Source organism: Streptomyces sp. NPDC054842 (assembly GCF_053611025.1).
The window spans coordinates 96185-116554 of record NZ_JBSGZN010000026.1; the positions used below are offsets into that span (position 1 = coordinate 96185).

The 20370-nt window shown below is 71.6% G+C and carries 20 protein-coding genes; 10 read left to right on the forward strand and 10 right to left on the reverse strand.

The features are described 5' to 3' along the window. Nucleotides 1–193: 193 nt before the first annotated feature. From ACWGIS_RS21345 to ACWGIS_RS21365, 5 genes are all read right to left on the reverse strand, one after another. On the reverse strand, nucleotides 194–874 hold the full coding sequence (locus ACWGIS_RS21345) for a DUF3618 domain-containing protein (protein ID WP_453364010.1): 681 nt from the start codon (nucleotides 872–874) through the stop codon (nucleotides 194–196). Then, the gene (locus ACWGIS_RS21350; protein ID WP_453364011.1) at nucleotides 850–1281 is read right to left on the reverse strand and encodes a phage holin family protein; all 432 of its coding nucleotides are present in this window, start codon (nucleotides 1279–1281) and stop codon (nucleotides 850–852) included. Before ACWGIS_RS21350 ends, ACWGIS_RS21345 begins: the two co-directional genes overlap by 25 nt. A 1-nt stretch (nucleotide 1282) precedes the next feature. Beyond that, nucleotides 1283–1924 (reverse strand): hypothetical protein, encoded by a 642-nt coding sequence (locus ACWGIS_RS21355; RefSeq protein WP_453364012.1) that lies wholly within the window; start codon nucleotides 1922–1924, stop codon nucleotides 1283–1285. Between the two features lie 318 nt (nucleotides 1925–2242). Further along, nucleotides 2243–3634 (reverse strand): alkaline phosphatase PhoX, encoded by a 1392-nt coding sequence (locus ACWGIS_RS21360; RefSeq protein ID WP_453364013.1) that lies wholly within the window; start codon nucleotides 3632–3634, stop codon nucleotides 2243–2245. 372 nt (nucleotides 3635–4006) lie between these two features. Beyond that, the gene (locus ACWGIS_RS21365; RefSeq protein ID WP_453364014.1) at nucleotides 4007–5314 is read right to left on the reverse strand and encodes a phytase; all 1308 of its coding nucleotides are present in this window, start codon (nucleotides 5312–5314) and stop codon (nucleotides 4007–4009) included. 366 nt (nucleotides 5315–5680) lie between these two features. Between ACWGIS_RS21365 and ACWGIS_RS21370 the strand changes: the two genes are divergently transcribed. Next, nucleotides 5681–6871 (forward strand): MFS transporter, encoded by a 1191-nt coding sequence (locus tag ACWGIS_RS21370; RefSeq protein WP_453364015.1) that lies wholly within the window; start codon nucleotides 5681–5683, stop codon nucleotides 6869–6871. Between the two features lie 364 nt (nucleotides 6872–7235). Here ACWGIS_RS21370 and ACWGIS_RS21375 read toward each other — a convergent pair whose 3' ends face one another. Together ACWGIS_RS21375 and ACWGIS_RS21380 are read right to left on the reverse strand one after the other, a co-directional pair. Beyond that, nucleotides 7236–7514 carry a GlsB/YeaQ/YmgE family stress response membrane protein gene (locus ACWGIS_RS21375; RefSeq protein ID WP_121407947.1) on the reverse strand — a complete coding sequence of 93 codons (279 nt, stop codon included), beginning with the start codon at nucleotides 7512–7514 and terminating at the stop codon, nucleotides 7236–7238. 225 nt (nucleotides 7515–7739) lie between these two features. Continuing rightward, entirely contained in the window at nucleotides 7740–8174 is a 435-nt protein-coding gene (locus ACWGIS_RS21380) for an excalibur calcium-binding protein (protein ID WP_453364016.1), read from the reverse strand. A 729-nt stretch (nucleotides 8175–8903) separates the two neighbouring features. Here ACWGIS_RS21380 and ACWGIS_RS21385 point away from each other — a divergent pair. The 6 genes from ACWGIS_RS21385 (at nucleotide 8904) to ACWGIS_RS21410 (ending at nucleotide 14359) form a co-directional block, all read left to right on the forward strand. Continuing rightward, on the forward strand, nucleotides 8904–9449 hold the full coding sequence (locus ACWGIS_RS21385; protein WP_453364017.1) for an ATP-binding protein: 546 nt from the start codon (nucleotides 8904–8906) through the stop codon (nucleotides 9447–9449). 225 nt (nucleotides 9450–9674) lie between these two features. After that, entirely contained in the window at nucleotides 9675–10481 is an 807-nt protein-coding gene (locus ACWGIS_RS21390; RefSeq protein ID WP_453364018.1) for an MBL fold metallo-hydrolase, read from the forward strand. Nucleotides 10482–10871: 390 nt separating this feature from the next. Next, nucleotides 10872–11315 (forward strand): VOC family protein, encoded by a 444-nt coding sequence (locus ACWGIS_RS21395; protein ID WP_453364019.1) that lies wholly within the window; start codon nucleotides 10872–10874, stop codon nucleotides 11313–11315. A gap of 175 nt (nucleotides 11316–11490) precedes the next feature. Then, the gene (locus tag ACWGIS_RS21400) at nucleotides 11491–12966 is read left to right on the forward strand and encodes a dihydrolipoyl dehydrogenase family protein (RefSeq protein ID WP_453364020.1); all 1476 of its coding nucleotides are present in this window, start codon (nucleotides 11491–11493) and stop codon (nucleotides 12964–12966) included. A gap of 385 nt (nucleotides 12967–13351) precedes the next feature. After that, complete coding sequence (locus ACWGIS_RS21405) at nucleotides 13352–13546, forward strand: hypothetical protein (protein WP_453364021.1); 195 nt, start codon at nucleotides 13352–13354, stop codon at nucleotides 13544–13546. Between the two features lie 252 nt (nucleotides 13547–13798). Further along, entirely contained in the window at nucleotides 13799–14359 is a 561-nt protein-coding gene (locus ACWGIS_RS21410; protein WP_453364022.1) for a CGNR zinc finger domain-containing protein, read from the forward strand. Nucleotides 14360–14417: 58 nt separating this feature from the next. Here ACWGIS_RS21410 and ACWGIS_RS21415 read toward each other — a convergent pair whose 3' ends face one another. Beyond that, on the reverse strand, nucleotides 14418–14789 hold the full coding sequence (locus ACWGIS_RS21415; RefSeq protein WP_453364023.1) for an SgcJ/EcaC family oxidoreductase: 372 nt from the start codon (nucleotides 14787–14789) through the stop codon (nucleotides 14418–14420). 668 nt (nucleotides 14790–15457) lie between these two features. On the opposite strand from ACWGIS_RS21415, the gene ACWGIS_RS21420 reads away from it, so the two are divergent. Then, nucleotides 15458–15760, forward strand: coding sequence for a muconolactone Delta-isomerase family protein (locus tag ACWGIS_RS21420; RefSeq protein WP_453364024.1), 303 nt, complete (start codon nucleotides 15458–15460; stop codon nucleotides 15758–15760). Between the two features lie 352 nt (nucleotides 15761–16112). On the opposite strand, the gene ACWGIS_RS21425 is transcribed toward ACWGIS_RS21420, so the two are convergent. Next, nucleotides 16113–16364: a DUF5133 domain-containing protein gene (locus ACWGIS_RS21425; protein ID WP_453364037.1), complete on the reverse strand. Its 252-nt coding sequence runs from the start codon at nucleotides 16362–16364 to the stop codon at nucleotides 16113–16115. Between the two features lie 834 nt (nucleotides 16365–17198). Here ACWGIS_RS21425 and ACWGIS_RS21430 point away from each other — a divergent pair. Continuing rightward, complete coding sequence (locus ACWGIS_RS21430) at nucleotides 17199–17756, forward strand: DUF3291 domain-containing protein (RefSeq protein WP_453364025.1); 558 nt, start codon at nucleotides 17199–17201, stop codon at nucleotides 17754–17756. Nucleotides 17757–17854: 98 nt separating this feature from the next. Here ACWGIS_RS21430 and ACWGIS_RS21435 read toward each other — a convergent pair whose 3' ends face one another. After that, nucleotides 17855–19459 (reverse strand): sodium/solute symporter, encoded by a 1605-nt coding sequence (locus tag ACWGIS_RS21435; RefSeq protein ID WP_453364026.1) that lies wholly within the window; start codon nucleotides 19457–19459, stop codon nucleotides 17855–17857. Between the two features lie 515 nt (nucleotides 19460–19974). Between ACWGIS_RS21435 and ACWGIS_RS21440 the strand changes: the two genes are divergently transcribed. Next, nucleotides 19975–20304, forward strand: a complete 330-nt coding sequence (locus tag ACWGIS_RS21440; RefSeq protein ID WP_453364027.1) for an antibiotic biosynthesis monooxygenase family protein — start codon at nucleotides 19975–19977, stop codon at nucleotides 20302–20304. The last annotated feature ends 66 nt before the right edge of the window (nucleotides 20305–20370 follow it).

Below are 20370 nucleotides of genomic sequence, written 5' to 3' on the forward strand. Positions count from 1 at the left end.
CGAGCCGGGACTCGTGATCCGGTGATCCCCTTCGACGTCCGTCCGGTGCCGTGGCCCGCTGCCGCCCGGTGCACGGGCTCGTTCGCGCCGACAGGATGTCCCCGGACGGGTGCCGTCCGGGGACATCCTGTCGTGGCGGGTCGCGGCCCCACTCGTCTCTCCGGCGGAGTCCGCGGCCTGCGGGCTCAGCCGGTCACAGCCCTCCGCCGGACGGCCGCCGGGCCTCCTCGGCGATGTTCTGGCCCGAGGCACGGGCCTGTTCCGTGACGTGCCCGGCCTTGCCGCGTGCCTCCTCCTGCGTGGTGCGCGCCGCGTCCACCGTCGTCTCCTTGACGTTCTGGGCGGCGTCCTGCGCGACCTCGGTCGCGTCCTGCTTGAGCTGCTGGGCCGATTCGACCGCGGCCTGCTTGGCCGGTTCGATGACGCCGTCGGCGCGGTCGGCGAGCTGCGCGGCCGCCTGCTCCTCGGCCTGCGACGTGGGCAGCAGGGAAGCCGCGAGCAGGCCCGCTCCGAAGGCGATGAGACCGGCCGCGAGAGGATTGCCCTGGGTTTGGCGCATCGCCTGCTCCGGCATGTTCTGGACGGCTTCGCCGGCCTGGCCCACCGCCTGCTTGGCGCTGTCGGTGGCCTGTCCGGCCGACTCCTGCAGGGACTGGGTCGCCTGGCGCGTGCGGTCGGTCGCCTGGCCCGCGGTCGAGGAGGCGCTGCCCATGACCCGCTCGCGCAGCCCGGTGACGGACCCGCGGACGCGCTCGGTGCGACGGCGGACGACCCGCGAGGGGCTGGTGCGGTCCGCCAGCCGGTCCACGTCCTGCGAGAGCCTTTCCCGCGTCGCTTCGATCTCGGCCCTCACTTGGTCGGGTGACGTGCCCATTCCGCGTCCTCCTTCAACGTCTCGACGGTCTGTTCGGGCTTGGGTGACACCGTCTTCATTTGAGAGCGGCCCTTCGAGTAGAGGACGGCTCCGATGACGGCCCACACGGCGGTGACGATGAGCGCGGCCCACGCGGCGTCCATCACGTTGGCGAGGCCGAAGACCGCCGCCAGCGACAGGAACAGGGCGACCATGTAGCCGGCGAAACCCGCGCCGCCGTACATGCCGGCGGCCTTGCCCGCCTTCGTGGCCTCCTCGCGGACCTCGACCTTGGCCAGCTCCACCTCCTGGCGGAACAACTGCTGCACGTCGGACGTGACCGTGGAGAGCAGCGCGCCCACGGACTGCTCACCGCTGTCGGACCGACCCTGTCCCTGTGCTCCGGGCGGCGGGTAAGTCGACGCCATGTCACACCCCCGGGTGCGGCGGGATCGGCGGAGTGGTGGGCGGTACGACCGGTGCGGGCGGCACCGCCGGGGACGGGGGCAGTTGCGTCTGGGGCGGCGGCTCGATGGACTGCGGGAAGGTGTTGCCCTGCCCCGCCCGCACGCCGCCGCCGGAGCCGGACTGGTTCGCCTTCTTCCCGGCCTTCGCGAGCCGGCCGACGAGCAGCCCGGCGGCGACGGCCCCGCCCAGGAACGCGCCGGGGCGACGCCTGGCGAACTGCTGAAGGTCCTGGAGCGCGCCGTCGACGCCGCTCTTGTCCAGATAGTCGGCGGCCCGGTGGCCGCCGCCCGCCGCCTGGTCGACCAGGGCACGGGCCGGAGAGTCACCCGGCGCGTTGTCGGCCAGCCCGGTCAGGTCCTGCGCCCACTGCCGCAGCGTTCCGGACAGCCGCTGCACCTGGCCGTCGGCCTCCGTGCGGACCCGGTGCTGGAGGTCCCCCAGCGCCGAGCCGACCTGCCGGCGCGCCTCGTCCGCCACGTTCCTGGCCTGGTCCACGGCCGTCGACGTGACCTCGCCGGCGGCCTGCGTCACCTGCCCGGCGGTCTGGGACACCTCCTCCTTCGACGTCTGCGCCGCCTGTTGCACACGTCCCGTATCGGTCATGAGCCCTCCTCCTCGGTCCAGGCCCAGTCCGCCGTCAACGCCGTGGCGCGGTGGGCGCCACGTCACCGGCAAAGGTGAGAACCGGGGTGGAAACGTGTTGTCGGCGCCCCGGGTATCCATCCCGTCGTCGTAGGAAACGAGGTGATGCCCTCCGATTACGGCAGTGAGCGACATGCCCGGAATTCGCGCACCAGCCGCCTTCGTCCGCGTTTGGATCGCGGGTGCGCGATCACTCGTCCCCCTTGGGCTGCGGACCGTCCGACGGTGGCCAGGAGGGCCCGGGGGCGCGGTTGGAGATGAGCCGCCCGGGCCCTCGGTTCAGCACCAGGGTCCGGTGACCGCGAACGTCGTTCCCGGGGTGTAGACGTTGACGTACATCGTGCGGTGGTCCGGCGAGAAGGTGACGCCCGCGAGTTCGCCGTACTCCGGTTCCTGCTGCGTGCCGATGTCGATGCGGTTGCGCGCCATCGGGTACACCTCGCCGTGCCGGGTGAGTCCGAAGACGTGCTGGGCGCCGTTCCCGTCCTCGCAGACCATCAGTCCGCCGCTCGGCGTCAGGCAGATGTTGTCGGGCGACTCCCCCGGCAGCCGCAGGTCGGTGTCCGGGCCGAAGACGACGACCAGGGTGAGACGGCGGCGGTGCGGCTCGTACTTCCACACCTGCCCGTAGTGGTCGGAGGCGGAGCCTGCCGCGCTGGTGGCGAAGCTCGACACGAAGTACACCGCTCGGCGGCCCCAGTAGCAGCCTTCCAGCTTCTGCGCGTGGGTGACCGCCTTCGGTCCGAAGTCCTGGCGCCGGATCGCCGTCTGCCGGGCGAGGGGGTCGGGGACCGGTAGCCACTCGACACGGTCGAAGGAGGTCCCGGGGGTCTGGATCGCCGACAGGTCGGGCAGGTTGGGGACCCGCATCGCCTCCAGTCGGCCGCCCGCGCGCAGCGAGCCGACACCGCCGAGCGGCTTGTCCGGCAGGAAGCGGTAGAACAGGCCGAACGGTGCGGAGGAGTCCTCCGTCTCGTAGACGACACCGCTCTGCGGGTCGACCGCGATCGCCTCGTGCGCGAAACGCCCCATCGCGGTCAGCGGAACGGCGCCGGAGCGGTGCGGGTCGGCCGGATCGACCTCGAAGATGAAACCGTGGTCCTTCGTGTAGCCGTTGGCGCCCGCCTTGTCCTCGGTCTCCTCACAGGTCAGCCAGGTGCCCCAAGGCGTCGGCCCGCCCGCGCAGTTGACGGCCGTCCCGGCTATGGCGACCCGCTCGTCCAGCACCCGGTTGTGCCGGTCGAGTCTCAGCCCGGTGCAGCCGCCCGTGGCGGCGGGATCGTAGGTCAGGCCCGCGACCGCCGGCACCGGGACGCGGGTGTTGGTCGGGCGGTTCTCGTGGTTGCGTACGAGGTGGACGCCGCCTTTGCCGGCGGGCAGGGCGGTCATGCCGTCGTGGTTGCCGGGTACGGTTCCCTCGCCCGAGAGCAGGGGGTCGCCCTCACGGGACAGGACGCGATAGCGGAAACCCCGGGGGAGGTCCAACAGGCCGTCGGGGTCGGGGACCAAGGGGCCGTAGCCCGACGAGCTCCGCGTGGCGGCGGCTGCGGTGCCCGCGAAGATCTCCGGGATGCTGCCGACGAAGGCGATGCCGGCTGCGGACCGGCCCGCGAGCGCCAGAACATGCCGTCGTGTCTTCGGCGAGGATGAAGGCGGTGGGTTGCTGGACATGCGGAACTCCATTCTGACGTAGGGTATTTGGGACGAGGTAAGGAAGGCCGGCGGTCGGGACCTGCGGCCGGTTCACCCGGGACGTACGCTCGCCCGGCAGACGTCGAGGCGGGCTCGCAGGCCCCAAGTGATCGACGGTACGGACGCGTTCGCATACGAGTCGACGCCCGGCGCTTTCAGACCGGTCGACGCAGACGAAGCTCAACGAGTGCAACTCGGCAGGGTGGGCGCCGACTCAGCGCGGCGGGAGCCGACTCAGGCTGTTCCGGACCGGCTCAGGTCGTGCCGGTCCGGCTGACGTTGCATCAGTCGGCTACAACTGCGTCAGGTCGGTCCATGCGCGGTCTCGGACCTGGCGGAGCTGACGACATCTCACGGATCGACGCGGTCCAGGACTGAACCGAGGTCCACGAACTTGAACCCGGTGGCTTCTCGCTCCCCGCCCTCGCCGTCGGTGACGGCGGGAGTGTCCTGGCCGTCCTGGACGACCAGCAGGCCGTGCGGATAGCGGGTGCCCAGCGGGGCGTTGAGGACGGCGGCGCCGTCGCACTGCTCGGATCCGTCGAGTGCGCCGCTCGCGGGCACGATCCGGAAGCCGCCTTCGTACTCGTTGTCCTCGTCGGTCTCCCGGTCGTAGAGCACGAAGGTGTTGTCGCCCTGGCTCGACGCCATGAGGTAGCCGTCGCCGTCCGCTTCCTGGAGCAGGGTGAGGCCCTCGACGTCGGCGGAGAGCCGGGTGCCGCCGTAGCCCGGGTCGGCACCAGGAGTGCATTCCTCGGTGCCGTCGTCGTAGGTGCCCGGGACACCGAACTCCCGGACCTTGTCGACCAGGACGGGCGGTCCGGTGAGGTCGGCGCGCAGCCTCCAGATGCCGACGTCCTCCTGTCCGGCGTAGAGCAGTCCGTTCGCCGGGTCCACGACCATCCCCTCGACCTGCGGGGCCTCGCCCGGTTCACCGCACGGGGACCAGAGGGTGCCGTCGGGGAGGGGGAAGGCGGACGGCAGGTCGAGGGTGCGGACCTTGCGGTAGCCGACCGTTCCGGCGGAGGTGGGACGCAGCTCCAGGAGCGCGAGGCGGGTTTCGTTGCGGCGGCTGACCAGGGCGTACGAGCGTCCCGTTGCCTGGTCCGTCCAGGTGGCGAGGCCGTAAGCGGTGCGCTGGTCGTTGATCTCGTCCTGGTTCGAGGAGAAGACGGGCGGAGCTGACGGGTCGGTCACGTCGGTGAGGGGAGCGCCGGTACCGGAGGGGGCGATGCGGTAGATCCGGAGCCTGTCGTTGCCGCGGTCGCTGACGACCGCCAGGTCCGACCGGCCGACGGGGAGCGGAAACCGGGAGACGAGGTCGACGTTGTTGAAGCGGCCGGGGGCGTCGTCGGGCGAGGCGGGCGGGGGCGCGGGGATCGACTGCACCTGGTGTGCGTCGAGCCCGTACACGCGTAAGCCTCCTTCCTTGGCGGTGGCCACGACGAGGCTCCGCTCCGGATGGGCCGCGTTCCGCCAGATCGCCGGATCGTCGGCGTTGGCGTTGCCGCCCTGTTCGTCGTCGAACAGCGTCGGCGTCTCCGCCGAGGGCGTGACCGCGGGAAGCGAATCGGCGTCGGCCGGCGGAGCGGCCCCGAGGGTGGCCAGCGCGCCGCAGAGGACGAAGGCCGCAGGTAGCGCCAGGTGATGGGGGCGCATCAAAACTCCTCAATGTTGAGGGCATGACAATAGATCATGCAGATGTCTGCGTGTTGCTGTCATTGTGTTGTCCTGTCATACACCCGTTGCGGTGAGGCAGATAGAGGAGACGCACAAGTTGCCGCGAACCCCGGGACTGGCCGCAGGCGCCGCCGGACAGCGCCAGTTGAGGCGCAACAGCGCGGAAGCGGATCATCCGGAGCACACCGTCGAGGGGAAGGCAGACCCAGGGGGAGTGAGACGCGGGGCGAGGCGGACGAGCTCGCGCCTGGCGAGACACGATCACGCGCGCGGCTACCAGCGCGGTGCCCCGCAGACGGCATGCCGGTCCCCTCCCCGGGCGCGGGCGGGGTTACCGTCGGCGGCATGGACAGTGATCGCCGGGGCTGGCTCCCGTGTCTGCTCGGCGGGGCGGTGTTCGCCGTGTGCATGGCCGGCACCACGCTGCCGACTCCCCTGTACGGCCTCTATCAGGAGAAGTTCGACTTCTCCGAGCTGACGGTCACCGTCGTGTACGCCGTGTACGCGTTCGGAGTCATCGCCGTGCTGCTGGCGGCGGGCAACGCCTCGGACACCGTCGGCAGACGGCCCGTCCTGCTGTGGGGCCTGGGATTCGCGGCCGCGAGCGCCGTCTGCTTCCTGTCCGCCGAAGGGCTGGGCTGGCTGTACGCGGGACGGCTGCTGTCGGGCCTGTCCGCCGGTCTGTTCACCGGGGCGGCGACGGCGTACGTGATGGACCTGGCGCCGCCGGGTGCCACGGCACGGGCCACACTGGTCGCGACGGCCGCCAACATGGGCGGACTCGGCTGCGGTCCGCTGCTCGCCGGAGTGCTCGCCGAGTACGCCGACTGGCCGCTGTACCTGCCGTTCGCCGTGCACCTCGCCCTGGTGGCCTGCTCGGCCGCCGTCCTGCTGTGGCTCCCGGAGACCGTCCGCGAGCGGCGACCGCTGAAGAGCGTACGGCCGCAACGGCCCGGCCTCCCGCCCGAGGTCAGGTCGGTGTTCGGACCCGCCGCCATCGCCTCGTTCGTGGGTTTCGCGCTCTTCGGGGTGTTCACGTCGGTCAGTCCCGCGTTCCTCGCCCAGTCGCTGGACGTGCGCAACCACGCCGTGAGCGGGCTGGTCGTCGCACTGGCCTTCTTCGCCTCGACCGTCGGGCAGTTGGCCGTCGGCCGGGTCGGGGTGAGCCGGTCCCTGCCACTGGGCTGTGCGGTGCTCTTCGCCGGGCTGGCCCTCCTCGCGGGCGCGCTGCGATGGGACCTGCTCGTCCTGGTGGTCCTGAGCGCGCTCGTGGGCGGTGTCGGCCAGGGACTCGCCTTCCGCGGGGCGCTGTCCGCGGTGGCGGGCGCGTCCCCTCCCGAACACCGTGCCGCCGTGATCTCGACGTTGTTCGTGGTGGCCTACGCGGGCATCTCGGTACCCGTCATCGGTGTGGGGCTGCTGACGGAACCGATCGGGCTGGAGGGGGCGGGGCTGGTGTTCATCGCCTGTATGGCCGTCCTCGTGACGACCGCCGCCGTCTATCTGCTGCGGCGGCCGGTGCCCACGGCGAGGTGAGCGACCGCGGGTGTGCCGCCCCGAACGCGACTGTCCGAAGGCCGGCACGCTGGAGCCGCGCCGGCAGTCGTTCCGGTGGCCGCGGTGACTGCGCCACCGCGTCGGCTTGACCACACCTACGCCCCAACTGCGCCGGTTGTCTTAACTGACATCACGCGGAAGTGACTTGGGCAGTTTGGCGCCCCGATCATCCAGAGGGCCTGACCCCGGCCGGACACAAGCCGGCCGACCGGAGGCCGGTCTGCACACCTCCCCGCGGTCATGCGTGGTGAGTCCGGGTACCCGACCGACTTCGCCCGAGGGCGCGGGGCAGACGTAGGCCGGCCCCACCCTTTGGAGGGTGGGGCCGGCCTACGCGGGTACGTCAGGCGTGGCGGTGCGAACGCCGATTGCCCGTGACGAGTCGGTACAGCACGAGCAGGATCAGGGAACCGACGATCGCCGCCACCCAGGTCGACAGCTCGAAGAAGCCGTCAACGGAGTCGACGTCGAACAGGACCTTGCCCAGCCAGCCTCCCAGGAGGCCGCCCGCGATACCGATCAGCATGGTGACGATGATTCCGCCCGGGTCTTTGCCGGGCAGCAGCAGCTTGGCTATGGCACCGGCCAGAAGGCCGATCAGAATCCAGGCGATGATGCCCACGACTCCTCCTCAGACAATCGGAAGTGCATTCATCCTCCGACTGCACCCAAACAGCGAACATAAACATTCCATAAGCCGATCCGCTGCCGTCCGGGACTCCGCGTCGGCGCGCTGCCCGCGAGCCCCGGCCACCCCGGGCGGCCGTCACTCTCACCCGTTCGCCCAGGTGAAGAGGCCGGACCTCGCCCGTCCCGGAGCTCGACCCCGGCGTCCGTCACAGGACCGTCAGCCGCGGCGCATCCGCCGCAGCACCACGACCGCCGCCAGCACGCCGGCCGCGGTGAATCCGGCACCGACGCTCACGTCCCACACGGAGGGCCCCGTATCGACAGCACCACCGGTACCACCCTGAACGCCACGGGTCGGGGTGACACCGCGGGTCGGGGTGACGGGCGTCGGGGTGACGGGCGTCGGGCGGGGGCTTCTCGTCGACGAGGCGACAGGGCGGTGCGGCAGGACCTCGCAGGCGATGCCGTCGTCCGGACCCTGGTCCTCGTCCAGACGGTTCGGGTCCGCGGGATTCGCGTCGAAGACGGCCTGCGCGTCCTCCTGGTAGACGAAATTGCGGCAGTCGAGGTCCTGAGCGTGCGCGACGCCGGACAAGGGAGCGATCGATGCGATCGCGGCGACTATGCCACCCACAACTCCACGGCGACTCATGTAACGCCTCCTTCTGGCCTTCGGCGGCCGACGCCCCGACGCTAGGAGCGGCCGCCCCGCACGGCCCGCGCGGCTACGCCGAACGAGTGCGTCACCGTCCGTACACGCCTTGTGCCGCCTGGTCCGACGCGTGTTCCGAGGACCACGGGAAACTTCAGGGAGCCGACCCGCTCGCGCGCGGGCCCCGTCCGAGTCGGCCGCCGCGTACCGGTACCACGCACGCCCACGCCGGTACGGCCGGTTGCTCCCCCGGTCGGACGCGCTCCCCCGCTCCGACCTGCACGGTGTCGGGGTGACACTCACCCGCTCCGCACGTCGTACGGTCCTCGCCGTCCACGTGACGGCTTCCGCGAGCCGGCTCGGCCTGACGCTGGGGCTGCTCGCCCTCGGGACGCGACGGGGTCGCAAGCCGCGTACGTCTGCCGCCGGCCCGGGCGCGGTCCGGGCGGAGCGTGGCCGTCCGGCGTGACCGCGCACACAATGGCGGTCGGGCAGGCGAGGGACCCGGAACGCGCCGCCGGCACGGCCGGCCGCCCCCACCTGCACAGGCACTGGAAACGCGGGCTGACGGCGGGCCTCGCGCGGCGGGCGGCCGGTCGTCCGCGGTGACGTCGAGGGCCGGTCGCGCGGCCGTCCCGGCCTTTAAAGTGGGAGACCTGGGGTATGTGGGCTGTCGTGCCGACGGCACGACAGTGACAAAGCAGTACAGATCGACAGGGCGTGTTACCCATGGCCATCCCGCTTAGGAAGCAGGCGTCGGATGAGCCCGGGCCCGACTCGAACGTGACGCCGAACTGGGAGATCTCCTGGGCCGGCGGCGCCATGACGAGCGCGCGAGCGCGCCACGCGGCGAGCGCGTTCCTCGAGCGGACCCGGCGATCCGGCCTGAGTTCCCCCACCCCCCTCGACATGCAGAACGTCCAGCTAGTGGTCAGCGAACTGGTGACCAACGTCTTGCGTCACACCGCCGGTGACGGCAGCCTGCGCATCGACCTCGCGCCGGACGGCACCCTGGCGCGGATCAGCGTCCGGGACACCTCTCCCTGCACACCACAGGTACTGGAGCGGAACCCCCAGCGCCTCGGCGGCCACGGCCTGGAGATCGTCGAGGCCGTCAGCCGCGGCCTGACCGTCGAACCGGGTCAGGACGGCACCGGAAAAGTGATCACCGCGGAGATCGCCCTCACCCCGGCGAAGCCCGCCAACTGGTCCTCCAGGCAGCAGCGGGTCACGGGCGCCGGCCGACAGGCGGCGCGCTCCTCCCAGGAAGTCTGAAGTCGGGGCGAAGGCTCGGCACGGGCACGTCCTCGCGTTCCCGGCCGGTCCGGCCGGCGGTCCAGAGCGCTCCGCGTTTGACCCGGCCTCCCCGCCTCCAGCCCGGCGTCCCGAGCCTCGCTGGCATCCCGGGCGACCGCCCCACCCGCGCACTCGAACTACGCCCCCCAGGCATGCCAGTTACAGTGAGTCCTGAGAGAGGCAACTCACCAGTGAGGTGCGGTCATGGCTCACGCAGTCGGTTCCGAACGCCGTCCCTGCGCCGTCGCGGTCCTCGGCGGACCGACCACCGTCATCGACATCGGCGGTCTTCGGCTGGTCTGCGATCCCACGTTCGACGACGCCGGCGACCACGGGTATCTGACGAAGACCGCGGGGCCCGCCGCGACCGAGACGGACGTGGGTGCCCTCGACGCCGTCCTGATCAGCCACGACCTGCATCCCGACAACCTGGACACCCGTGGCCGGGCCTTCGCGCTGGGCTCCCCACTCGTGCTCACCGGCCCCAGCGCCGCCGCACGTCTGGGCTCCCCCGCGCAAGGGCTGGCGACCTGGGACATGGCCGCGATCAGCCGGCCCGACGGTGGAACGCTCGAAGTCTGCGCCGTCCCCGCCCAGCACGGACCGGACGACGGAGAGCGCGACCAGGACGGGCACGTGAACTGCGAGGTGACCGGATTCGTCCTGCGCGGCGCCGGTCTGCCGACCGTGTATGTGAGCGGTGACAACGCCTCCGTGGGACTCGTCTCCAGGATCGCCAGGCGTATGGCGCCGATCGACGTCGCCGTGCTGTTCATGGGCGCGGCCCGGGTGCCGGGCAAGATGCGCGGGCGTCCGCTGACCCTGACCGCGGAGAGGGCGAGCGCCGCCGCGTCCGTGCTCGGGGCGCCCGTCGTGATTCCCGCCCACTGCGACAGCTGGGCGCACTTCAGCGAGGACCGCGGCGACATCCGGCGCGCGTTCGAGGACGCGGGACTCGCCGGGTGTCTGCGCACGGCGGACAACGGCACCTGGATCGACCTGCCGTTCTGACCGTCGGCAACTGAGCGTCCGGTAAGTGCCTTTGACGGCCGTACCGAGGTGCGGGATCCCCGGATCCGTCCGGCTTGTCCGTAAAAGTGGCGCCGCCGGGGGTGCGCAGTATCGTGGAGTGGTCTTCAGGCCGCGTCGCCTTCAACCACTCGGCGCGGCATCGGCGCCACGGGCGGCTGCCGTACGGCAGCTCTCCCGGACAGGCGCCGGGCAGGACCGTACGGCTTTCCGTGCGCCCCACCGCAGCGCACTCCACACCGCCGCCGCAACGCCGGGACGACCACCACCTACCGTCCCGCCGGCACACTCCTTTCCGCACGTCGGTAAGGGAGTTGCGGCGACCGGCACGGGGTGCGCCCACAACTGCCGACACGGCAGGAGGACTTCACCGTGGACATGAGACTCGAAGTCGTGGTCATCCCGGTCGCCGACGTCGACCGCTCGAAGGACTTCTACAAGGCACTGGGCTGGCGGCTCGACGCCGACTTCGACGCCGGGGACGGCTTTCGCGTGGTACAGCTGACTCCCCCGGGCTCGTTGTGCTCGGTGATCTTCGGCGACAAGGTCAGTTCGGCCGCACCCGGATCCGCGCAGGGCCTGCACCTCGTCGTCTCGGACATCGAGGCCGCGCGCCAGGAACTGGCCCGCAGCGGAGTCGAGGTGAGCGAGGTCTTCCACGACGCCGCGGGAGTCTTCCACCGGGCGAACGGCGAGAACCAGGTGCCGGGACCCGATCCGGAACGGCGCAGCTACGCGTCCTTCGTCTCGTTCACCGACCCGGACGGCAACGGCTGGACGGTGCAGGAGATCACGGAGCGCCTTCCCGGACGGTAGTGCCGTCCCGGAAGGCAGCGCTCGCCCGGACGGCGCCGCTCGGGCCTTCGTCCGCCCGACGTGGCACGAGGACGGTACGCAAGATGGCTCCGGCGGTGTGACTCCGGTCCGCCACTTCGGTGTCGCGCCGCAGTGACGGGCGGGCCGGGGCCCCGGCGACGAGGGAGAAGCAGGCATGGCCGCGACCGTGGATCCGGACCGTTCGGAATGGGACGTGATCGTCCTGGGCGGTGCCGCCGCCGGCGAGAACGCCGCTCAGTACGCCGGCCAGTTCTCGGGCCTGTCCTCGGTGCTCGTGGAGGACGAACTGCTCGGCGGCGAGTGTTCCTACTGGGCCTGCATGCCCAGCAAGGCACTGCTGCGGCCGGTCGAGGTCGTGGACTCCGCGGCCCATCTGCCGGGCGTTTCGGCCCAGTTGGACGCCGCCGAGGTGCTCGCCCGGCGTGACACCGTGATCAACGGCCTGGACGACGGCTCGCAGGTCTCCTGGGCCCTCTCCACGGGCATCGACGTCGTTCGCGGCTACGGACGGCTGGCGGGTGAGCGCACGGTCGTCGTCAGCCGCCCGGACGGCTCGACCAGGACGCTGACGGCCCGCCACGCCGTGGTCCTCGACACCGGTTCCCGTCCCGCCGTACCGGACATCCCCGGGCTGCGCGCGGCTCTGCCCTGGACGTCACGCGATGTGACGACGATGCGTGAGGTGCCGCGCCGGGTGGTCGTCATGGGCGGCGGCGTGGTGGCCTGCGAGGCGGCCACGTGGTTGCGCGGTCTCGGCGCCGACGAGGTGTCGGTGGTCCACCGAGGTGATCGCCTCCTGGCTCGGCTGGAGCCCTTCGCGGGTGAGCTGGTCGGTGAGGACCTGCGTGACAGCGGCGTACGGCTGTACGCGGGGCGCACCCTCGCCCGCGTGGAGCGGACCGCTCCCGACGACACCGGGCACGGACGCGTGCACGGCGGGCAGATCCGCGTGACGCTGGACGACGGCACCGCCCTCGTCGCCGACGAGATCGTCGTGGCCGCGGGCCGCGTCCCCAACACCGAGGACATCGGTCTCGACACCGTCGGACCGAGTCCCGGCGGATTCCTCGACGTCGACGACCACCAGTGCGTGCGGCAGGCCGAAGGGCAGTGGCTCTACGCCATCGGAGACGTGTGCGGCCGGGCACTGCTCACGCACATGGGCAAGTACCAGGCGCGTATCGCGGGAGAGGTGATCGCGGCGCGCGCACAGGGCTCCGCCGAACTGCCGTCCGCCGCGGCCGGCCATGTCGGGCTGCCCCAAGTGGTGTTCACCCAGCCCGAGGTGGGCAGTGCCGGGATGACCGAGCAGCAGGCGCGGGACGCCGGTGTCGACGTGGAAGTCGTCGAGTACGACCTCGCCGCGCTCGCCGGCACGTACGTGATGCGCCCGGACTACCGCGGGCGCGCCAAACTGGTCGTCGACCGCGCCGACGACGTGGTGGTCGGAGCCACCTTCGTGGGCGCCGGGATCGCGGAACTCGTGCACTCGGCGACGACGGCGATCGTGGGGCGGATCCCGGTCTCCACTCTCTGGCACGTCGTCCCGAGTTACCCGACGGCCAGCGAGATCTGGCTCCGGCTCCTGGAAGCCCTGCGCGCGAAACGGCGTACGGGCGAGACGAGTTGAGCTGATTCAGCCCTCGGGCGCGCTGCGGCGCCAGCACCCTTCCACACCGACTCCACCGGCCAGCTGACCGGGAGTCGTAAGTCATGGCCGGTGTCTTCAGCGCATTGCGAGCGCCGACGGCTGGACACGCGCCCGAGCAGTCGACCACCACGCCGGCGCGCGCTCACTGCGCCGTCCGCGCCGCTTCGACACTCAGTCACCCGCGATCACCTTCCATGGCGGTAACTGAGTCGCCGTGCGGTTCGTCAGTCACTGCGGCGAGCTGCCCGAAGGTCCCACGACTGTCAATTATGTCACCCCCTTGACGGGTGACGTCTCTGGGTGTCAGTCTGACGTCCACAGAGCCGGAGGGTGCGGCCCGCCACCGATCCAGCGGAGGGTGATCATGGAGAGTCAGACCACCACGGACAGCGCCGCGGCCGCGCGACACGCACGGTTCGGCCAGTTGCCCGAGCGTGTCCGGTACGAGGACACGGTCGAGGAGAAAGCGGCCACGCCCCACGACGCGGCGAGGAACACCTACAACCCGGAAGGATCCTGGAACTCCTTCTCCTGCCTGGCAGCCGACCTGGGCCTGTGACAACGAGCTTCACCGATCACCCGTCGCCCCTCCCGCAGGCGGAACGCTCGACGCGCGGACGCAGGGTCACTCGCGCCGGCACGCGGAGCCCCGTCACGGACAGGGGGGACGCGAGCACACCGAAGGGCACGGCACAGATGTGCCGCGCCCGGACCGGTTCACCGCCACGAACGCCGACTCGTGGCCGCGCGATTCCCTTCGGACCGCCCGAGGCACTTGGCGGTTCCAGCAGTCACCTGCCAAAATAGTGATGTGAATCTGGACCACGTCTTCGTGTGCGGCAACCCGGCCCTCGACTTCGCCGCGACCCTCCGGGCGCGGCGTTCGACGCGCTTCGAGATGTTCGCGGCGCCGGACAGACTGGACGCCTGGTACCTGGAGTCCGGGATCGTCGACGCGGTCTCCCCCAGCCAGGAGGCCGACGTCGAGCAGGCGAAGGCGGTACGCGAGGCCGTCTACCGACTGGTCACCGACCGCCGCCTCGGCGAGGAGTACGCCAACGGGGCGCTGGCCGTCGTCAACGGCGCCGCGCGCAAGCCTCCCGCGGTGCCCCAGCTCACCCCCTCCGGGCGCTGGACGGCGGCCACGCCCGACGAGGCGCTGTCCACGATCGCCCGGCTCGCCATCGAGCTCCTGAACGGGCCCGACGTGCCCCTGCTCAAGGAGTGCGGCAACCCCGAGTGCACCCGGGTCTACATCGACCGTTCGCGGGGCATGCGACGCCAGTGGTGCGGCATGGAGTCCTGCGGCAACAAATACAAGGCCGCCGCTTACCGCGCCCGCAAGAAGAACGCCGACGCCGCCGCTCACTGACACCGGCGGCGCACTCGACCGGACCCGCGAGTCGCTGCCGACCCCGGGCCGAAGGGAACTATCCGAGGCGCGAGACCTGGTAGTGGGCGATGGACCAGCCGTCGTCCGTGCGCCGCAGCAGGATGCTCAGACTGACGTCGATCGTGGGCCGGTCGGTGAACGAGAAGTCGACGCCGAGATAGCCGAGGACGAGGCCGTCGGCGAGGCGCCTGGTTTCGAGGACGCGGTAGTCGGCCTTGAGGCCCAGGGGCTGGGACCCGTAGTAGTCCGCGATCGCCTGGCGTCCGACACCGTAGGGGTGCAGCCCCTGGAAGATCGCGTCCTCGGTGAACAGGGACGCGACCTGCCGCGGTTCGTGCTGGTCGACGCCGGCCTTCCACTGGTCGATGACGCCGCGCAGGATCTCTTCCGTGTCCGTCGTGCTGTGCATCAGGGCTCTCCTGTCGTCTCGGAACCGTCGCCCGGCCTCACCCTCGCCGTCCCCGAAGCGCTCGTAGGCGACCGGTCTACTAAGTGACTGTACGGCGCGGTGGAAGAAGAGTCAAAGACCCACGAACTGCTGCACGCAACCGAACTCCTCCCGGGTGCGAGGCACCGCCTCGCAGCGACGCACACATGACGCCGGTACGGGGCACCCACACGTCACTGACGCGGGTACGGGGCACCGACACGCCCCCTCGCACCGGTACGGGTGCGACAGGCCGCCAGGCATTCGGCGCCGCGGAGGGGCGAGTCCTTCACGCCGTCGTGCAGCGCGTCGACCACGGCCTGCACCTCGGCGCCACATCGCTGCGACGCCACCAGCGACCAAGTCCAGTAGACCTCAGGTGCGACGCCTCGGCGACGTACCAGGTCTGGAGGCAGCGAGGAAGCCGACCGCGGCGTCCGCTGGACGGCGGGCGGCGGGCGGCGGGCGCACCATGAGGGAGTGGAAGCGGTCTGACGACACCCGACAGGCGGGACGCGTCGGCAGCTGAGGGGCGCGGCACCTTCCCGGGCCCGGTCTACACGTCGGCCGACCAGCCGGTGGCATGACCGAAGGCCGTCACTCACGGCGCCCGGGGCCTGCCCGGACGTCTCACGGAGCGGAGCAGCATCATGCAGGAGTTCCTGGTCGAGATCACCACCACCGTGCCCGACGGCACGACCCAGGAGGAGGTCGACCGGCGGCGCGCCGCCGAGGCCGTCCGCGCCCGCGAGCTCGCCTCGACCGGCCACCTCGGAAGGCTATGGCGCCCGGTCGGTGAACTGCGCAGCATCGGGATCTGGCGGGCCGACGACGAGGAGGAGCTGCACGAGAAGGTTCTGGGCACCCTGCCGCTGCGCCCTTGGATGAGCCTCACGGTCACCCCGCTCGTGTCCCACCCGAACGACCCGGGCCGCGGCGAAGAAAGCCGGTGACGACGCGCTGCCCGGCTTCGCCCACGCCTCAGTGGCCGGTCCGCCGACACTTCCTCCGCCTTCGTCGGCGTAGCCGCGACCTTCCTCGGCCACCGCCGGCCCACCAACCGAACCAGTGTCTGCCCCGATGAGGCGCCGGCCCCCGTCACGGGGCGTCGTCAGGTCCGGCGACGGCCGGGCCGAGTCCCGCTGTCAGGTGGGCAGTTGCCGGAGCCTCGGGAACCTGACACGGAACGGGACGTCGACTCTGGCGGCGGATCAGTGCCGGCTCGCCGAGGGGAGACTGCCCGGCGGCCGGCGCCCCGGAGGGGCAGGCCAGGCGGCCAGCAGCGCGTCTTGCCAAGTGAAGGTGTCAGGCGGCCAGCGCGGCGTCGTCCCCGGCCGTCGAGAGCCGGGAGGCCCGCTGCTTTCGCGCGTGCCGGTCGAGGATGTCGTCGGCGGTGGAGATCGCGTCGGCGACGGAACGCGCGCCGGTCAGCGCGCACAGGGCACGTGTCACGTCTTCCAGTTCCCGCTGCCACGTCGGCGTGCTCTTCTCCGCGAGGGCGATGCGCGCGCTCGCGTAACGGGCGAGCAGTGTCCTCACATGGCGCGGATCCGGCATCGACACAGTGACACCCCTTCGGTGATCTGCCTGAGCATCTGAGGTGCGTCTGCCCCGGCTCACCGATCCCATGCCCCTCTTCTGTCCGCCGCTTTGACGAGCGCCCCAACGGCACGCCTGCAGGGACCGACACCGACGACGGGTTCGCGCCGGGAGACGCAGGCCCCGGGCGTGGGTGCGCCTCGGTTACGGAGAGCGAGCGGGCCCCGCCCCAAGCGGATGGTGGGCGGGACCCGTTCACCTGCCATTCTCGGCGCGACGGGCGCCGCACGGCAGGGAGTGAGACCCGGTGGGACCGACTGGTCGAAGCACCCGGTGGGTGAACGGCTCACCTCCGGTGTGAAGTGCGCGCCGTGCCCGGCGGTCTTCGTCGGGAGCGTCCATGGGAGGAGTGGGGCACCACCTGTGCACGTACGCAAGCACGCACGCCCGGCCGCTGCCCCGTCATGTGGCCGTAGACCCTCTTCTTCGACCCCAGGTGTTCGGCGACACTCGGGGCTGTCGAACGGGAGGGGTGGACCGGACCGGCTCGGCGGGCGAACGGATCGGCCGAGGTGGTCATCGGTATGCCTCAGCGTGCCCGCCGTTCACCTCCCCACCCCTCGAAATGACCGGTGCAGGAGGGCACTTGGACTGGAAAATGGCAACTTCGACAGGGCTCGCGGAGGCGGTTACCTTCACCTGGCCTTCGGCGATCGCCCTCGGTCGCGCAGGAGTTCCTCAGGCACAGCCACGCTCGACGGGATGAGCCGGTCACGCGCCGCGAACCCTCGCCCCCGTAAGTGAGCCGCCGTACCGGGCCCGCACCAGGCACCCCCGACCAGGGAGAGACGCATGCCCCAGCTCGTGCTGTACACCTTCGGCGTGCTGAAAGCACCGCTCGCCGATCCCGCGCCTCTGACGCGCGAGTTCTACGACGTCGGTGAGGCCGTCTACCAGACGATCCGTCAGCACCCCGGATTCCTCGCGCACGCCGAGGCGGCGGGCGGTGACCGGGGCTCGCACTTCGACGCGGACTGGGGTGCGTGGGGGGAGTTCACCGTACCGACGTGGTACGACAAGGGCCGTACGGTCGACACCACCGCTCTGGCCGCCACCCTCTCGCTCTGGACCGACGTGCGCCCCGCCTTCGACGCCATCTACACCGGTCTGCACCGTGAGGCGCTGAACAGGCGATACGACTGGTTCGAGAGGACGGGACACCCGGGCTACGTGTTCTGGTGGGTCTCCGACGGGGTGACCCCCACCTGGCAGGACGGGGTGACCAAACTGGAGCACCTGCACCACCACGGCTCCGCGCCGCACGCCTTCACGTTCCACGACTCGTTCGACCCGGACGGAACTCCGCTCAGGACCGCAGGCATGGGGCCGATGCGCGACCGGGCTCACTGACAAGGAATCCCGAACGAATGGACAGGCTGCCGACTTGATCCCTGCGGACCCGTGCCGCGGGCGAGACCGGCGGCACGGGAGACGTGGTGGTCACGTCGTCATTTCGGAAACGCTCCCGTCCTCAGCGACATCGTCCGCTCGTCACCCCCTGCCGGGCGGGCCCGGTCACGCGTGCGGTCGCGGTCGCGGCCGATGAGACCGAGCAGGAAGCCCGCGGGGATGGTCACCAACCCGGGGGTCTGGAGCGGGAACCAGTGGAAGTCACGCTCGGGGAAGAGGGCGATGGGCGTGCCCGAGACGGCGGGTGAGCCCGCCATCAGCAGCAGGACCAGCGGCAGCGTGCCGTAGACGGTCCACCGCGCCCCGGTCGCGGTGTGGCCGGGCAGGAACAGCGCGTACAGCAGGACGGGGGCGAGCACCGAGGCCGCGACGGTGAACGACAGGGAGATCAGGGTGAGTCGGCCCCGGTCCTCAAGAAGCACCGCCAGGATCACGGCGACGAGACCGACCAGGACGATACCCACCCGGGCCCTGCGGATCTCGCCGCCGGGCGAGCGGGGCGCCGCCCGGTCCGCGGGCCGGCCGCCGAAGTCCCGGGCGAGACTGGACGCGGCGGCCAGCGTGATGCCGGCGACGGCCGCGAGCGTGGTGACGAACACGGCGCAGGCGACGATCGCGAAGAGCATGCTGTGCCGGACTCCCCCGGCGGCCGGGTCGAGTACGCCGGTCACCATCAGCAGGGCGGTCGCTCCGCCCGGATCCGCCGCACGGATGGGATCGCGGCCGATCAAGGCGCAGGCGCCGAGTCCGGCGATCACGACGCCGCCGCACACCACGGCCACCGGTCCCACCGCCCAGCCGACCGCCCGCCGAGCGGTCCGCGCGTCGCGCAGGGGGTGCAGCCGCATCGTGAGGTGCGGCAGACAGGCCGCGCCGATCAGGAGGGTGGCCTCGAAGCTGATCAGGTCCAGGCGCCCGGTGAGGGAGTGACCGAAGTGCAGCCCGGGGAACGCGTAGTCGGAGCCCGCCCCCGAGCTGTCCTGCGCGGCGTCGAAGAGGGCGGGCGGCGACCACCCGAACCGGGCGAGGACCAGCCCGGCGAGCAGCAGGACGGCGGTCAGGGTCACTCCGACCTTGAGGATCTGCACGTAGCCGATGCCGCGCATGCCTCCGAAGGCGGCGTAGCAGACCATCAGGGCGCCACCGGCGACGGTGCACCCGGTGAGCGCGCCCTCCGGGAGGCCGAACATGGCCGCCATGATGTGCCCGGCGGTCGAGAGCTGCACCAGCAGCAGCGGAGTGAGCACGACGAGCGTGGCGACGCCGAGAGCACGGCGTACGGAGAGGTCTCCGAGCCGGTCGGAGAGGAAGTCGCCCAGCGTGAACACGCCGCGCCTGCGCAGGGGTTCGCCCAGGATCCGCATGACGAGGAAGAGCGAGACGACCGTGGCGCAGGCGAAGAGCATGCCGTCGGTGCCGTCCAGGGCGACGGAGCCCGTCGTACTGAGCAGGGTGGCCGCCGAGATGTAGTCCCCGGCGATCGCGAGCCCGCTGCCGACCGGGCCGAACGCGGCACTGCCGCCCGCGTAGAAGTGCTCGGGGTCGTCGAGGTCGGCCGCGGCCAGCCCGCACAGCAGCAGCGACACCGCGACGAAGGCGAGGAAGACCATGGCGGCGAGCGACTGTCCGTCGCCGGTACTCACGGGCGGCGCTCCGGTGCCGTCGTCGCGTGCGGGTAGGTCGGCGCGCCCGGGCCGGACGTTGGAGGGGAAGCAGGAAGCATGCCGGTCATGGCACCAGCGGCCAGGTGCCGCGTACAGGGGATGAGGCGGGTGGGAGGCCGGTGCACAGTGCGGGCCGGGTCGCGTTGTGCCGGGGCACAGGGGGCCCGGGCGGGGCGTGGCGGGGGTTGCCGTGGGCGGTCTCGGCCCTCTGCCCGGCCGGGCGTCGGCGGCCGTCAAAAAACGGGCGGACTCGGCCGCCGTCCGGCCGGGCATCGACGGTGCCACCGGGCGGACTCGGCCACCGTCCCGCCGGGCGTCGGCGGTGTGACCGCCCGGAAGGACTCCGCCGTGCCGACCACACCGGGGCTGTCGGATACGGCGGGCCAGGCCCGGTTCCGTTCGGCCCGGCCCGGTTCGGCCCGGTGACGCGTTCCGTGCTCGCACACGCGCGATGCGCTGCTCGTGCGCTCCGCGACGTGCGGCAGGATGGAGGCATGAGCGTAGTCAAGATCAACGTACTGGCCGTGCCCGCCGAGCAGCGCGAGACCCTGGAGAAGCGCTTCGCCTCCCGGGCCCACGCCGTGGAGAACTCGGACGGGTTCGAGTGGTTCGAACTCCTCCGCCCCGTCGAGGGCACCGACAGCTACCTCGTCTACACGCGGTGGCGGGACGAGGAGTCCTTCCAGGCCTGGATGGAGGGCCCCATGAAGGCCGCCCACCAGGGCGGCGACGCGGGCGGCACCGAGCGTCCCAAGCCCGCTGCCAGCGGCTCCACCCTGTGGTCGTTCGACGTCGTCCAGCAGGCGGCACCGAAGGGCGCCTAGGCATCTGCTGCCCGGCCGCGCGAGCGGCGGGGCAGCGTGCGGCGAGGGCGGCGCCCGGGTTACGGA

Coding starts and splice junctions, on each gene's coding strand:
- ACWGIS_RS21345 (WP_453364010.1), bottom strand. CDS start 874: ATGGGCACGTCACCCGACCAAGTGAGGGCCGAGATCGAAGCGACGCGG.
- ACWGIS_RS21350 (WP_453364011.1), bottom strand. CDS start 1,281: ATGGCGTCGACTTACCCGCCGCCCGGAGCACAGGGACAGGGTCGGTCC.
- ACWGIS_RS21355 (WP_453364012.1), bottom strand. CDS start 1,924: ATGACCGATACGGGACGTGTGCAACAGGCGGCGCAGACGTCGAAGGAG.
- ACWGIS_RS21360 (WP_453364013.1), bottom strand. CDS start 3,634: ATGTCCAGCAACCCACCGCCTTCATCCTCGCCGAAGACACGACGGCAT.
- ACWGIS_RS21365 (WP_453364014.1), bottom strand. CDS start 5,314: ATGCGCCCCCATCACCTGGCGCTACCTGCGGCCTTCGTCCTCTGCGGC.
- ACWGIS_RS21370 (WP_453364015.1), top strand. CDS start 5,681: ATGGACAGTGATCGCCGGGGCTGGCTCCCGTGTCTGCTCGGCGGGGCG.
- ACWGIS_RS21380 (WP_453364016.1), bottom strand. CDS start 8,174: ATGAGTCGCCGTGGAGTTGTGGGTGGCATAGTCGCCGCGATCGCATCG.
- ACWGIS_RS21385 (WP_453364017.1), top strand. CDS start 8,904: ATGGCCATCCCGCTTAGGAAGCAGGCGTCGGATGAGCCCGGGCCCGAC.
- ACWGIS_RS21390 (WP_453364018.1), top strand. CDS start 9,675: ATGGCTCACGCAGTCGGTTCCGAACGCCGTCCCTGCGCCGTCGCGGTC.
- ACWGIS_RS21400 (WP_453364020.1), top strand. CDS start 11,491: ATGGCCGCGACCGTGGATCCGGACCGTTCGGAATGGGACGTGATCGTC.
- ACWGIS_RS21405 (WP_453364021.1), top strand. CDS start 13,352: ATGGAGAGTCAGACCACCACGGACAGCGCCGCGGCCGCGCGACACGCA.
- ACWGIS_RS21415 (WP_453364023.1), bottom strand. CDS start 14,789: ATGCACAGCACGACGGACACGGAAGAGATCCTGCGCGGCGTCATCGAC.
- ACWGIS_RS21420 (WP_453364024.1), top strand. CDS start 15,458: ATGCAGGAGTTCCTGGTCGAGATCACCACCACCGTGCCCGACGGCACG.
- ACWGIS_RS21425 (WP_453364037.1), bottom strand. CDS start 16,364: ATGCCGGATCCGCGCCATGTGAGGACACTGCTCGCCCGTTACGCGAGC.
- ACWGIS_RS21430 (WP_453364025.1), top strand. CDS start 17,199: ATGCCCCAGCTCGTGCTGTACACCTTCGGCGTGCTGAAAGCACCGCTC.
- ACWGIS_RS21440 (WP_453364027.1), top strand. CDS start 19,975: ATGAGCGTAGTCAAGATCAACGTACTGGCCGTGCCCGCCGAGCAGCGC.